Source organism: Oceanobacillus longus, from assembly GCF_042650085.1.
GTDB classification, from domain to species: Bacteria; Bacillota; Bacilli; order Bacillales; family Amphibacillaceae; genus Oceanobacillus; species Oceanobacillus longus.
The window spans coordinates 69,296-83,549 of record NZ_JBHSAO010000006.1 but is presented as its reverse complement, the minus strand read 5'-3'; the positions used below and the strand labels follow the sequence as shown (position 1 = coordinate 83,549).

At 37.9% G+C, this 14,254-nt stretch carries 17 protein-coding genes and 1 riboswitch; of the genes, 16 read left to right on the top strand and 1 reads right to left on the bottom strand.

Features of this window, described 5'->3' with window-relative positions:
- Positions 1-212: 212 nt before the first annotated feature.
- The 13 genes from ACFOUV_RS08075 to sufB all read left to right on the top strand — a co-directional run bounded on the left by ACFOUV_RS08075 (position 213) and on the right by sufB (position 10,590).
- Complete coding sequence (locus tag ACFOUV_RS08075; protein ID WP_379496246.1) at positions 213-569, top strand: arsenate reductase family protein; 357 nt, start codon at positions 213-215, stop codon at positions 567-569.
- Positions 570-642: 73 nt separating this feature from the next.
- Complete coding sequence (gene gcvH / locus ACFOUV_RS08070) at positions 643-1,023, top strand: glycine cleavage system protein GcvH (RefSeq protein ID WP_379496245.1); 381 nt, start codon at positions 643-645, stop codon at positions 1,021-1,023.
- Between the two features lie 108 nt (positions 1,024-1,131).
- On the top strand, positions 1,132-1,488 hold the full coding sequence (locus ACFOUV_RS08065; protein WP_379496244.1) for a toprim domain-containing protein: 357 nt from the start codon (positions 1,132-1,134) through the stop codon (positions 1,486-1,488).
- Positions 1,489-1,512: 24 nt separating this feature from the next.
- The gene (locus tag ACFOUV_RS08060; protein ID WP_379496243.1) at positions 1,513-1,827 is read left to right on the top strand and encodes a thioredoxin family protein; all 315 of its coding nucleotides are present in this window, start codon (positions 1,513-1,515) and stop codon (positions 1,825-1,827) included.
- A 91-nt stretch (positions 1,828-1,918) separates the two neighbouring features.
- A riboswitch (SAM riboswitch) is annotated at positions 1,919-2,026 on the top strand.
- Positions 2,027-2,120: 94 nt separating this feature from the next.
- Complete coding sequence (locus tag ACFOUV_RS08055) at positions 2,121-3,155, top strand: methionine ABC transporter ATP-binding protein (RefSeq protein ID WP_379496242.1); 1,035 nt, start codon at positions 2,121-2,123, stop codon at positions 3,153-3,155.
- On the top strand, positions 3,145-3,813 hold the full coding sequence (locus ACFOUV_RS08050; protein ID WP_379496241.1) for a methionine ABC transporter permease: 669 nt from the start codon (positions 3,145-3,147) through the stop codon (positions 3,811-3,813). Before ACFOUV_RS08055 ends, ACFOUV_RS08050 begins: the two co-directional genes overlap by 11 nt.
- Positions 3,814-3,875: 62 nt before the next feature.
- Positions 3,876-4,733: a MetQ/NlpA family ABC transporter substrate-binding protein gene (locus tag ACFOUV_RS08045; protein ID WP_379496240.1), complete on the top strand. Its 858-nt coding sequence runs from the start codon at positions 3,876-3,878 to the stop codon at positions 4,731-4,733.
- Between the two features lie 232 nt (positions 4,734-4,965).
- Positions 4,966-5,118: a hypothetical protein gene (locus tag ACFOUV_RS08040; RefSeq protein ID WP_379496239.1), complete on the top strand. Its 153-nt coding sequence runs from the start codon at positions 4,966-4,968 to the stop codon at positions 5,116-5,118.
- A 279-nt stretch (positions 5,119-5,397) separates the two neighbouring features.
- A complete protein-coding gene (gene sufC, locus ACFOUV_RS08035; protein ID WP_379496238.1) occupies positions 5,398-6,183 on the top strand; it encodes a Fe-S cluster assembly ATPase SufC in 786 nt (261 codons plus the stop codon).
- Between the two features lie 16 nt (positions 6,184-6,199).
- Positions 6,200-7,510 carry a Fe-S cluster assembly protein SufD gene (gene sufD, locus ACFOUV_RS08030; protein WP_379496237.1) on the top strand — a complete coding sequence of 437 codons (1,311 nt, stop codon included), beginning with the start codon at positions 6,200-6,202 and terminating at the stop codon, positions 7,508-7,510.
- Positions 7,510-8,733 carry a cysteine desulfurase gene (locus ACFOUV_RS08025; protein WP_379496236.1) on the top strand — a complete coding sequence of 408 codons (1,224 nt, stop codon included), beginning with the start codon at positions 7,510-7,512 and terminating at the stop codon, positions 8,731-8,733. The genes sufD and ACFOUV_RS08025 overlap by 1 nt, the downstream gene beginning before the upstream one ends.
- Positions 8,720-9,154, top strand: a complete 435-nt coding sequence (sufU, locus tag ACFOUV_RS08020) for a Fe-S cluster assembly sulfur transfer protein SufU (RefSeq protein WP_379496235.1) — start codon at positions 8,720-8,722, stop codon at positions 9,152-9,154. Before ACFOUV_RS08025 ends, sufU begins: the two co-directional genes overlap by 14 nt.
- Before the next feature lie 38 nt (positions 9,155-9,192).
- Complete coding sequence (gene sufB, locus ACFOUV_RS08015; protein ID WP_379496234.1) at positions 9,193-10,590, top strand: Fe-S cluster assembly protein SufB; 1,398 nt, start codon at positions 9,193-9,195, stop codon at positions 10,588-10,590.
- A 96-nt stretch (positions 10,591-10,686) separates the two neighbouring features.
- On the opposite strand, the gene ACFOUV_RS08010 is transcribed toward sufB, so the two are convergent.
- A complete protein-coding gene (locus ACFOUV_RS08010) occupies positions 10,687-11,229 on the bottom strand; it encodes an NADPH-dependent FMN reductase (protein WP_379496233.1) in 543 nt (180 codons plus the stop codon).
- Positions 11,230-11,511: 282 nt separating this feature from the next.
- Between ACFOUV_RS08010 and ACFOUV_RS08005 the strand changes: the two genes are divergently transcribed.
- From ACFOUV_RS08005 to ACFOUV_RS07995, 3 genes are all read left to right on the top strand, one after another.
- Positions 11,512-12,330 (top strand): sulfite exporter TauE/SafE family protein, encoded by an 819-nt coding sequence (locus ACFOUV_RS08005; protein WP_379496232.1) that lies wholly within the window; start codon positions 11,512-11,514, stop codon positions 12,328-12,330.
- A 15-nt stretch (positions 12,331-12,345) separates the two neighbouring features.
- On the top strand, positions 12,346-13,743 hold the full coding sequence (locus ACFOUV_RS08000; RefSeq protein WP_379496231.1) for a bifunctional metallophosphatase/5'-nucleotidase: 1,398 nt from the start codon (positions 12,346-12,348) through the stop codon (positions 13,741-13,743).
- A 92-nt stretch (positions 13,744-13,835) separates the two neighbouring features.
- Entirely contained in the window at positions 13,836-14,144 is a 309-nt protein-coding gene (locus tag ACFOUV_RS07995) for a YunC family protein (RefSeq protein WP_379496230.1), read from the top strand.
- The last annotated feature ends 110 nt before the right edge of the window (positions 14,145-14,254 follow it).

Genomic DNA, 14,254 nt, shown 5'->3' with positions numbered 1-14,254 from the left:
TTCCCAGAGCGGTAGCCGAAGTAACTTGCTTCCATTATCAGCTACAACATAAATAGCAATTACTTCACTAATTCGCAGTTTATATCAAATACGAAGGTTATAAATCAGAAAACATTACGAAAAGAGCCTTAAATAAAAACACTTATAATGGATTTATGCACATTGGGTTTGATATAATGAAATTTAATTTAGTGGTATGAGGGGGTTATCGGGTGGCATTAACATTTTATTGGTATCCAAATTGTGGGACATGTAAGAATGCAAAGAAGTGGTTTGACACTAATAATGTCGATTATAAAAGTGTACATATTGTGGAAGCGACTCCTTCTAAAGAAGAACTAATGAATCTAATGGAGAAAAGTGATCTTCCGGCAAAGAAATTTTTTAATACGAGTGGGAAGAAGTATCGTGAGTTAAATATCAAAGATAAAATCAAGGATGCAAGCACAGAAGAAATGGCGGAAATATTGGCATCTGATGGAATGCTGATTAAGCGGCCCATTGTAACAGATGGCGAGATTGTTACAGTCGGTTTCAAAGAAGAAACATTCCAGGAAACTTGGAAATAAGTATTACAGGGACTAGAAAAAGAGAACATTAAATTGTATAGTTAGATTGGAATTAATTATTGGAGGGATAAGAATGAGCTTACCAGAGGAATTATTGTATTCAAAAGAACACGAATGGATTAAAAAAGAGAATGGAAATGTACGAATCGGTATTACGGCATTTGCTCAGGACGAACTTGGCGATATCGTTTTTGTGGAATTACCTGAAGTTGGTGACGAGCTAACCGTTGATGAGCCTTTTGGTAGTGTTGAATCTGTTAAGACAGTTTCTGAATTGTATGCTCCAATAAGTGGCAAAGTAGTTGAAGTAAATGAAGAGTTGGATGACAGCCCAGAGTTCGTAAATGAATCACCATACGAGAAAGCATGGATGGTTGTAGTGGAACTGTCTAATGAATCTGAGCTTGATGAACTACTTTCACCTGATCAATACAAAGAATTAACAGAAGAATAATGCTCCTTAGGCTGACTAAAGCACACAATTGTGTATAGTCAGCCTTCGTTTTATCATATAATGTATGTAAATAAGCATCTTTCTTGCTTGCATAAGGAGTGCTATGTGATGATAACTACTGAACCAGAGAAAGTAATTATTGTCGAAGGGCTGACAGACAAACGGCAGATTGCAAAGATCATCAACGACAATGTTACGATTATTTGTACGAATGGTACACTTGGTGTGGAGAAATTTGATGAATTACTGGAAACATATGAACTGGATGAGAAGGATGTTTTTATACTGGTAGATGAGGATAAATCGGGGATAAAATTACGGAAACAACTTGCTCGCGAACTGCCACATGCGGAACACATTTATGTTAGCAGTGAATACCGCGAAGTAGCTGCCACACCTGAGAAGATTCTTGCGAGTGCTTTACTCAGCAAACATTTTTCTGTCCATCCCATATTTTTATTTTAATGCAAAGGTATAAGGTGGTAAAAGGTGCAAACTATTACAGAAGAAACGCTTAAACAAGAACGAATGTTGCTCTATATTTATACTCCATTTTGTGGAACATGCAGTGTTGCACGTGCAATGCTTGAAAAAATTGAAGCGGTTCATCAGGAAAAAATATTTTTTGAAATGAATGCGTCTTTGAACCCCGAATTTATGATTGAGAATAAAATAGAAAGTGTCCCATGCCTGTTAATTAAGGAAGACAGCCAAATAAAGGAGAAAATCTATGCCTTCCAATCAACAGGCAATATCTATAGTTATTTAATAAAGTATAAGCCTGAGTTGTTTGCGAAAAGCTAAGGATAACAGAAAGATACAAAAATTTAATATTGACATGAATATTTCACCGTGCTACTATAGTCTCACTGATTCAAAACTTAATATTTTCTATCTCTTATCTTGAGCGGTGGAGGGACTGGCCCTTTGAACCCGCGGCAACCTTCAAATTTAAATTTGAAAGGTGCCAATTCCTGCAAAGTAGCACTTTGACAGATGAGAGAACGTGAGACTTTATGTAATCTATTACGTCTTTCTGTTCTCGAGCAGATAGACGTTTTTTGTTGATTGAATGTGAATCATTAGGAGGATAAATAGTGATTTCAATTGAGGGTTTAAGTAAAATCTTTGCTCTAAATAAGAAAAATATAACAGCTGTTGACGATTTGACCCTTAATATAAAAGAAGGCGAAATTTATGGCGTAATCGGATATAGTGGTGCTGGTAAAAGTACGTTCGTACGCCTGCTAAACCGACTGGAAGAACCAACTGCAGGTAAAGTTATCATCGACAACCAGGAGATTACGGCTTTGAATACGAAGCAGCTACGGCTTGCACGCCAGGAAATAGGTATGATTTTCCAACACTTTAATCTGCTTTGGTCAAAAACAGTCGAAGATAATATTGCCTTTCCATTGGAAATAGCAGGCGCATCCAAAGCGGAACGTTCTTTGCGAGTACAAGAGCTGATTGATCTCGTCGGACTTAGTGGACGTGAAAAGGCATATCCATCCCAGTTAAGTGGTGGACAGAAACAACGTGTTGGTATTGCGCGTGCACTTGCAAACAATCCGAAAGTATTGCTATGTGATGAAGCAACATCTGCATTAGATCCCGAAACGACCAACTCCATATTGAACTTATTGATGGATATAAATGAGAAGCTTGGTTTGACAATTATTCTGATCACTCACGAAATGCATGTTATTCGTAAAATCTGTAATCAGGTTGCTGTCATGGAGCAAGGGAAAGTCGTGGAACAAGGGCAAGTCCTAGATGTATTCACGCATCCGAAAATGCCCGTTACAAAGAAGTTTGTGGAACAAATTATGGGATCCAGTAGTGAAGATGATGATATATCGAATATGATCAATACGTATAGTAACGAGGGAAAAATTCTACGCTTGCATTTTCTTGGTGAAACTACAAATCAAGCCCTCATCAGTGAATTGGCGAAAAAGTTTGATATCGATTTGAATATATTGCAGGGGAAAATAACACAAACCCAGGCTGGCGGATATGGTACATTATTTGTCCAGGCGAAAGGTGAAATTGAGGAAATTGATATGGCAGTAAGCTTTATCCAGGAAGAAACCTCAGTAGAAGTGGAGGTTATCCGAGATGCTAACTAATTTATTTCCGAATATCGATATAGAAGATTTTTGGGTAGCTACCTATGAAACATTCTATATGACAATTCTGGCATTGATTGGGACATGTATTTTAGGTCTCATCTTAGGGCTACTTCTCTATCTGACAACGAAAGATGGAATTTGGCAAAATAATGTTGTTAATTTAATCGTAGCAGCCTTTGTGAATATATTTCGGGCGATTCCTTTTATTATATTGATTTTATTGTTATTTCCTTTTACTGATTTTTTGATTGGAACTATACGCGGACCAAATGCAGCATTGCCCGCCCTAATTATCGGTTCGGCACCATTTTATGGGAGACTCGTTGAGATTGCTCTCAAAGAAGTGGATAAAGGTGTTGTCGAGGCGGCAAAATCAATGGGAGCAAAGACAAGCACCATTATCTTACGCGTACTTATACCAGAATCCATGCCTGCCCTTATCTCAGGACTTACGGTTACAGCAATTGCTTTAATTGGCTATACTGCAATGGCAGGTGTCATTGGCGCCGGTGGACTTGGAAATTACGCCTATTACTTTGGATTCCAGCGAAGAGACTTTGATGTTGTATTTCTTTGTACAATTATAATTGTTATTATCGTATTTATTTTCCAATTTATTGGGGACTTTATTACTAATAAAGTGGATAAAAGATAATTGATTTGTATATAGGCAGATGCCCATTTCAAATATATAACAACATAGAAGGAGAGAAAAAGATGAAAAAAATTCTAGCATTATTATCATTAGCATTTGTACTACTATTGGTTGCGTGTGGTGGAGGAGATTCTGACACCGGAAGCGATAATGGAACTACTGAAGAAGGAACAGAAGAGACTACGGAGATTACTGTAGGTGCATCAAGTGTTCCCCACGCAGAAATTCTTGAAGAAGCAAAACCTGTGCTTGAAGAGCAAGGAATCACCTTAAATATTGAAGAATATCAGGATTATGTATTTCCAAATGATGATTTGGCAAGTGGTGAACTGGATGCAAACTATTTCCAGCATCTCCCTTATTTGAACCAAACGGTTGCAGACACTGGTTATGAAATTGAATCAATTGGTGGCATACATGTTGAACCAATGGGTGTATATTCTCAAAACATCGCAAGTATTGACGAGATTCCAGACGGTACAGAAGTAATTTTGAGTAACTCTGTGTCTGACCATGGCAGAATTCTATCCTTGTTTGAAGCTGAAGGATTACTTACACTTGACGAAGGTGTCAAGAAATCAGAAGCAACAATGGAAGACATTGCAGAAAACCCTAAAAATTTAAGTTTCTCTCCTGACTACGATCCAGCTTTCTTACCTGAATATTACAATTCAGAAGAAGAAGCACTTGTTGTCATCAATACAAACTATGCAATAGAAGCTGGTTTAAGTCCACTTGATGATGCATTATTTATTGAAGGCGAAGAATCAGAATATGTAAATATTATTGCTGCCAAATCTGAAGATAAAGATAATGAAGCTTTAAATACATTGGTTGAAGTCCTTCAATCAGAAGAACTTCAAAACTTTATTATTGAAAACTACAAGGGTGCCGTAGTTCCTGTAGGTGGAGAGAATTAATTGAAAACTGAATAATGAGGATTCCAGAGGATATGTTAGTTATTTATCCGTATTTTATGTAAACAATCTATTTGAAGTTATGGTTTAACCAAATATCGTTCTATTTCCCTGAAAAGAGGTTTATATCCGCTTTGTTAGGGGAATCGTCTCTGTGGTAACATTAATGTAGTTAAAAACTTGAAAGGGATGGTTCACTATTAATAGTGGAATAGACTTAAAGTATACTTCTGAAATGCAAAAAGGAATGGCTCAATCACGACATGTCAACTATGAGGAATACGGAAGAAAGCTCGATAAACGTATTGATGTTGAACGACAACGCGATGAAGAATACAAAGAGGCAAAACAATTAACCTCTAATATGGATGGTCAACTCCCTAAATAAATACTTGAAAAACAAAACTGATGTTCCTAATAGGAGCATCAGTTTTTTTATACGATAGAAAAAAGTTTACAGGAAAGAATAGTAAGAAGCACATTAATTAGCATTCTCTATTTTCAATTAGAGCGTATATCAAAAGTGTAGAAATCCTCGATTTTCTGCTAATCTAAAAGAGTTGATTATTAATTTGAAATGCTTTAAGATTGGAATGAGACTAAATTGAGAATGGATGTAAGTTCATTTGATGATTACTAGAAAATACAGTATTTGGAGGTATGTTTTATGTCAGGATCAGTTTTAGAAGTTAAAAATCTTCATGTATCCATTGAAGAAAAAGAGATATTAAAAGGTGCAAACCTTACGATAAAAGGTGGAGAATTCCACGCTATTATGGGACCTAACGGAACTGGTAAATCAACTCTTGCTTCTGCAATCATGGGGCATCCGAAATATGAAGTTACAGAAGGTAGCATTCTTCTTGATGGAGAAGACGTACTGGAAATGGAAGTGGACGAACGTGCTCGTGCTGGACTTTTCCTAGCAATGCAATACCCAAGTGAAATCAGTGGTGTAACGACATCAGATTTCCTTCGTTCCGCAATTAATGCCCGTCGCGAAGAAGGCGATGAGGTTTCTCTAATGAAATTCATTAAGCAATTAGATAAAGATCTTGATTTTCTAGAAATTGATCAAAGCATGGCAACACGCTACCTAAACGAAGGATTCTCTGGCGGGGAGAAAAAACGTAATGAAATTCTTCAATTAATGCAAATAAACCCGGCAATTGCAATCCTGGATGAAATTGACTCCGGTTTAGATATCGATGCATTGAAAGTCGTTTCCAAAGGGATTAATAAAATGCGCAACGAAGAATTCGGTTGCTTAATTATTACCCACTACCAACGTTTGCTAAACTATATTACACCAGATTTTGTTCACGTAATGATGCAAGGCCGTATTGTGAAGTCAGGTGGACCTGAACTTGCTAAACGTTTGGAAGAAGAAGGTTATGAGTGGATTAAAGAGGAACTAGGCATCGAAGACGAAACAGTTGAACAAAACGCGTAATGTTAGGAGGGGTAATATGACTGTAGAAACTAAGCTTCCATTTGATAAAGATTATATAGACCAGTTTTCCAAAGATCGTAATGAACCACAATGGATGACCTCGTTACGTCTTAGTGCTTTAGAAATGGCAGACACACTTGAGATGCCAAAACCGGATAAGACGAAGATCGGTAATTGGAATTTCAGTAATTTTAAGCACGAATTTACAGAAGGAGATAAAATCTCTTCCATAAAAGATTTGCCTACAGAAATGCAAGCGTATTTTGATGAAGGAAATGCGAATGAGAATCTCTTGATTCAGCGTAATCAATCTGTAGCATATAATACATTAAATGAAGAACTTAAAAATAAAGGCGTTATTTTCACTGATATTTTCACTGCGATGAACGAACACAGTGATCTCGTAGAAAAATATTACATGAAAGATGCAGTAGCAGTAGATCAAAACCGTCTAACTGCACTTCATGCAGCATTAATGAACGGTGGAATTTTTGTTTACGTTCCAAAAAACGTTCAAGTTGAAGAACCATTACAAGCTATTTTCTGGCAGGAAAACCCTGAAACAGCGTTATTCAACCATGTTCTCGTGGTAGCTGAAGAAGGAAGCTCTTTAACCTATGTGGAAAATTATATTTCCCATAATGATGAGCAGGAGACAGTAGCTAATATTGTATCCGAAGTATTTGCGCATGATAATGCCCAGGTTGCCTATGGTGCAGTGGATCATTTCGCTGCTGGGACAACAACCTATGTAAATCGTCGTGGAGTTGGTCATCGTGATACAAAAATCAACTGGGCATTGGGACAAATGAATGACGGAAATACAGTTTCCGAAAACATTACCTATCTGCTTGGAGATAATTCGACTTCAGAAGCAAAAGCTGTTTCGGTTGGACGCGGTAAGCAAACACAGAACTTTACAGCTAGCATTCGTCAATTCGGAAAAGAAACGGACGCTTATATTTTACAACGTGGGGTTATGAAAGGCAGTGCGACAACTATTTTCAATGCGATTGGGAAAATTGAGCATGGTGGTTCAGGGTCTAACTCTGAGCAGGAATCACGTGTATTGATGTTAAGTGAAAAGTCACGTGGTGATGCTAACCCAATCCTTTTAATTGATGAAGATGATGTTACTGCTGGTCACGCTGCATCTGTAGGTCGTGTGGATCCTCTTCAAATGTATTACCTGATGAGCCGTGGTTTGAAACAAGAAGAAGCAGAACGCCTTGTTATTCATGGTTTCCTTGATCCGGTTGTATCTCAAATTCCGATTGAGTCCATTAGAAAACAATTGACTCAAGTAATTGAAAGGAAAGTTAATTAATGGATGTTCAAGCCATTAAAGAACAGTTTCCAATTTTAAATCAGGAAGTCAATGGACATCCTTTAGTATATCTTGACTCATCAGCGACATCACAAAAACCGGTCACCGTAATAGAGGCTGTGAATAAGTATTACCGTGAAGATAATTCAAATGTGCACCGTGGTGTTCACACGCTAGGAACCAGGGCAACAGATAAATACGAAGGGGCCCGTGAAAAGGTTCGTGGATTTATAAACGCCGGGAGTACAGCAGAAGTAATCTTCACCCGCGGGACAACGACAGCTATTAATACAGTTGCAACCAGCTATGCTCGTAACACGTTAAAAGCTGGAGATGAAATTGTTATTACACAGGTAGAGCATCACAGCAATATCATTCCATGGCAACAGGCGGCAAAAGCAACTGGCGCAGCATTAAAATATATACCATTACAAAACGATGGGACAATTACATTGGAGGATGTCCGCTCGACGATTACCGAGAATACAAAAATTGTGGCAGTCAACCATGTTTCTAATGTATTGGGCACCATTAACCCAATCAAAGATATAGCGAAAATTGCACATGAAAAAGGTGCTGTCATCTTAGTTGATGGTGCACAGGGTGCTCCACATATCAAAGTGGATGTAGCAGAACTGGACTGTGATTTTTATGCTTTTTCCGGTCATAAAATGTGTGGACCAACCGGTATAGGGGTATTGTATGGTAAAAGAGCTCTCCTTGAAAATATGGAACCTGTTGAATTTGGTGGAGAAATGATTGATTTTGTAGACCTATATGATTCAACATGGAAGGAACTACCTTGGAAATTTGAAGGTGGTACACCAATTATTGCTGGAGCTATCGGACTCGGTGCAGCAATCGACTTTATACTTGAGGTTGGCCAGGAAAACATTTTGGACCATGAGCAAAAATTAGCAGACTATGCGATGGATCAATTACGTAAAATAGATGGTATGACAATCTACGGTCCTGAAAAACGTGCTGGACTTGTTACTTTTAATCTTAATGATGTTCATCCGCATGATACTGCAACCGTACTCGATTCTTTCGGGATTGCAGTGCGAGCCGGACATCATTGTGCACAACCATTGATGAAATGGCTGGAAGTATCAGCAACGGCACGTGCGAGCTTCTATCTTTATAATACAACTGAAGATATTGATCATCTTGTAGAGGGACTGTTAAAAACGAAGGAGTATTTTGGGAATGGCTTTAAATAACCTCGATACACTTTACCGACAAGTAATAATGGATCATTATAAAAATCCAAAAAACCGTGGAAATATTGATGGCGATGCAGTAACGATTGACATGAATAACCCAACCTGTGGTGATCGAATACAGCTACAGATGCAAGTTGAAGATGGTATTGTTAAAGATGCCAAATTTGACGGGGAAGGCTGTTCAATCAGTATGTCATCAGCTTCCATGATGACACAGGCAATTAAAGGGAGAAAAGTGGAAGATGCGATTAACATGTCCCACGCTTTTTCTGATATGATGCTTGGAAATGAAGTTGATACAGAAGAATTTGATATGGAAGACATTGAGGCACTTCAAGGTGTTGCTAAGTTTCCAGCGAGAATTAAATGTGCAACTTTAGCATGGAAGGCTATGGAAAAAGGGGTACAGGAAGACTAAGGTATATTGTTTTTAAATACCAATAGGAGGTTTTAGTAATGGCTAAAAATATGCCAGAAATCGATGAGTATAAATATGGATTTCATGATAAAGACATCTCTATTTTTCGTACGGAGAGAGGCTTAACAAAAAAAGTCGTTGAAGAAATTTCCAAAATGAAGGAAGAACCTCAGTGGATGCTGGATTACCGTCTGAAATCGTTGCAACATTTCTATGATCGTCCAATGCCGCAATGGGGTGGCGATCTTACCGGCCTTGACTTTGATGAGATTGTTTATTATGTAAAGCCATCTGAAAAGCAAGGGACTACGTGGGATGAAGTACCAGAGGAAATCAAGGAAACATTTGATAAACTTGGTATCCCTGAAGCAGAACAAAAATACTTGGCTGGTGTATCAGCACAATACGAATCGGAAGTAGTATACCATAGCTTGAAACAAGATTTAACAGATTTGGGTATCCTATTTACAGATACAGATACTGCATTGCGAGAACATGAAGATCTATTCAGAGAATACTTTGGTAAGGTAATTCCTTATTCTGATAATAAATTCTCTGCATTAAACTCAGCAGTATGGTCTGGTGGATCATTCATCTATGTGCCTAAAGGTGTTCAAACAACGACACCATTACAGGCATATTTCCGTATTAACTCTGAAAATATGGGACAATTTGAGAGAACATTGATTATCGTTGACGAAGGTGCTTCCGTTCACTATGTAGAAGGTTGTACTGCACCAGTCTATACAACAAATTCACTTCACAGTGCAGTTGTTGAGATCATTGTTAAGAAAGATGCCTATTGCCGTTATACAACGATTCAAAACTGGGCAAATAATGTGTATAACCTAGTGACGAAACGTGCAGTATGTGATGCGAATGCAACAATGGAATGGATTGATGGTAACATCGGTTCTAAATTGACAATGAAATATCCTGCAATCCTCCTAAGAGGTGAAGGTGCTCGTGGTAACACACTTTCCATCGCTATTGCAGGTAAAGGACAGATGCAGGATGCAGGTGCTAAAATGCATCACTTGGCGCCAAATACGTCTTCCACAATTGTTTCGAAATCTATTTCCAAACAAGGTGGTAAAGTATCCTATCGTGGACTTGTTCATTTTGGTCGTAAAGCAGACGGAGCACGTGCAAACATCGAATGTGATACGCTAATTATGGATAATGAGTCAACATCGGATACGATTCCATACAATGAAATTTTAAATGATAACATCTCCTTGGAACACGAAGCAAAAGTTTCAAAAGTTTCTGAGGAACAATTATTCTACTTGATGAGTAGAGGATTGACGGAAGAAGAAGCAACAGAAATGATTGTAATGGGCTTTATCGAGCCATTTACAAAAGAGCTTCCAATGGAATATGCAGTAGAAATGAACCGTCTGATTAAGTTTGAAATGGAAGGTTCGATTGGTTAATACTCAAAAACCCCGTCACTTGTGGCGGGGTTTTTCTAATGAATGTTTTCGGTTTTTAACGGATTAAATTTATCTGAATTTGAAGATGAGAAGTCATTATCGATTATTAATCCCCCGTTGCAGATAAATCATTTCTTCAGCAAGCTTTTGAATTCTCTCGGAAATCGTCTGATTTATTATTTCATCGCTTTCCAAGTTAAAGGAGTCATTTTGGATATAGACATTTCCCGTTGGAATTAATCCTTTAAAATAAGAAAGGATTGGCTTTAACTGATATTCTGGTACAAGAAAATGGTTGTTAGACCATCCTGTTGCAACAATCCCGGTTACTTTATATTTAAACGCATTTTCAGGGAGAAGATCGAACAAGTTTTTTAACGCGCCCGATATGGATGCTTGGTAAATTGGAGTTCCAAATACAAGAAAATCAGCGGATAAAATTTTACTTACAACCGCCCTAGTATCATCATTATAATCTGCTAAAGCAGCACCAACGGAAAATTCAATTTCATATTCCCTTAAGTCAATTAACTCCTTTTGTATCGTTCGGTCATGGAGTTGAGCCGCGACTAAAACATTGTTTACAGCTAAAGATGTTTTGTCACCAGCCAGTGCTCCTGATATACCGACAAGTTTCATCAATAATCCCTCACTTTATCATTAATATCTACAACATTTAATAATTTACTTTTTGACACCTTTTTTCACCCATATCAATCCTTTTCATCGTGTAAGTACAAGTATTTTACTGAACAACTCCTATTTTAGTGAAGCTTAGCCTATCCTTTATTTTCCCGCAACTAATTTGCTTGTTTTCTAAACGGAGACATTACCCATTTTAGATATGACAAATTAAGGCAACGAAATGTACGAGGCATATGATATGATGTTGTTACAATATAATAGATGGTAGGGATTAAATTGGTTGTTTTTGTTTGTTTGATTATTGGAGTGATTACTGCACTTGTCGGCTCAGCAATGGGCTTGGGCGGTGGTATCGTACTGATTCCCAGTTTATTATTTATGAGCACTATTTCGGACAGTTTTTCATGGGCAACTCCACAGGCAATTGTTGGTATTTCGTTGATTACGATGGTAGTTACTTCGTTGGCCTCCACATTGTCTTATGCGAAGGGGAAACGTGTGGATTATCAAGCAGGTGCCTTGTTTTTAACTGGGAGTATCCCAGGAGGGGTAGTCGGTTCCTGGCTAAATCAATTTGTTGATACTGAATCATTTTTAATGTATTTTGGTATATTAATGATTGTTATTTCGCTTGTATTGTTACTTAAAAAGAAACCTTTTGCAAAGCGGATATACTCCGAAAATGAAAGTGGTTTGCGATCGTTTGAATTGTATGGTGAAACCTATTACTATAAAGTGTCTGTTTTCGGAGCATTCCTCTTGTCAGTTATCGTTGGGACATTATCCGGTCTGTTTGGAATTGGTGGCGGTTCAATCATGGTTCCAGCAATGATTTTATTATTTGGATTTCCTGCACATATCGCAACAGCCACTTCAATGTTTATGATTTTCTTTGTAAGTATTGTAGGTGCAACGACACATATTTCATTAGGTCATATTCCATGGGAGTATGTGCTTTTCTTTATACCTGGTTCATGGATTGGTGGTAAACTTGGAGCAAAGGTAAATCAACTGATGCCCGGCAAAACGCTTGAATTGATATTGCGCATTCTGCTTGTTTTCATTGGATTACGTATGATATATCAAGGGTTATAGTAAGGAGTTATATAAATGGAAGAGAAACTTTATTTTAATTATACAAATGATCTACATAGTAATTTCGAACAATGGCCACGAGTATCAAGCTATTTAAAGGAATCGAAAGCGCTCCGGAAACAAAAAGGAGAATCAAGCTGGATCATCGATATCGGCGATCATGTGGACCGTTCCCATCCAATTACAGAAGCTTCAATGGGTAAGTCCAATATAAAGCTATTAAATGATGCAGGTTATGATTTTGTTACGATAGGAAACAATGAAGGGATTACCCTATCCCATCAAGATTTATATCACTTATATGATGAAGCGAATTTTCAGGTCGTATGCGCAAATCTAAATAGCACAGATCAAGAGGAACCGCCATGGCTAAATAAAACAATTAAGATAGAAACGGTTAATGGCGTAAAAATTGGTTTCATTGGATTAACTGCACCATTTAATGCATTCTATGAACTGCTAGGCTGGCATATTTCTCCTGAGTTTGATGCACTTGATAACCATATCGTTGAATTAGAACAATCGGTGGATATTATTATATTAATGTCCCATCTCGGGATCAGCGTTGATCAGGAGATTGCAAGGAGATATGAGGAAATTGACGTCATTATTGGTGGTCACACCCACCATCTGTTGCGTAAGGCTGAATCGATAAATAATACGATTATAACCGCTGCAGGTAAGCATTGTTCTTTTATTGGGGAAGTAATTTTAACGTGGGATCATCATCAGAAAAAGCTCGTGAAAAAAGAGGCTTATACAACCGACATAACAAATAAAGCGAAAGATTTACAGACAGAACAAATGATCCAAGAAATGCAGGTGGAAGCTGATAAATTACTAGGCAAGACCGTTGTGCATCTTGAACAACCGATAGAGGTCAGCTGGTTTACTAACTCTCCAATCATGCAGGAGTTAACGAATACATTAAGAAACTGGACAAAAGCAGATGCTGCAATGTTGAATGCAGGGCTGCTGCTCGATCGTTTGCCTGCTGGTGCTGTCACATACAAAGATATACATCGCATCTGTCCACATCCTATTAATCCTGTGGTTGTTGACCTGAAGGGTGATGAGCTAATTGAAGTAATCCGGGCCTCTTTAACAAAGGACTTTATGGAATTAAGACTGAAGGGATTTGGATTCCGTGGAGAGTTGCTTGGCAGGATGATGTTCTCTGGACTAAAAGTGGAAACTGCTTTTCATAGGGATGGCGGGGAATATGTAAAACGCGTTTTACTGGAAAACGGCAAGCAGGTGAACCCCGATCATACGTATTACATTGCAACCGCAGATACATTTACGTTTGGCCGGCTCTTGCCAGAAATTGCTAAATCAAATACAAAGCAGTATTTTGTACCTGAATTTCTGAGAGATCTGCTTGCACAGACACTCCGCAGTAATTTTTCCTAAAAGGGCCATTACTACTTACAAAGGAATTGTGACACGTCGCCCCCTATTTGCATACAAATATAAGGTAAATTGCGAAGGGGGCAATCATAATTATGATTACGATAAATCCGCTTGAAGTAGATGGCATGATTTTTACGGCAGTAAGTGTAGAGCTTCCGAAAACAACTCTGTTAACGATTTCCAACGACATCGGCTACATTATGTGTGCGGCATTGGACGTGGATATCTTTAATGAGATTCCAAAATTAAAAGAACGTCATGTTATTGCAGGCCGGGCAGTAGGAGTAAGAACGATTGATGAATTGCTGAATGCACCATTGGAAAAAATTACGGATGCATCGAAAGCCTATGGCTGGGAAGTTGGCATGACAGGAAAAGATGCCTTGTTGAAAATATCATGACCTCGAATGTCTTCCATATGGGAGACATTTTTGTTTGCCCCCTTTTTAAAAACTACTATAAAGTTTATATTGCAAAAAGAGACAATATTTTCATAGATTTAATGGTCATT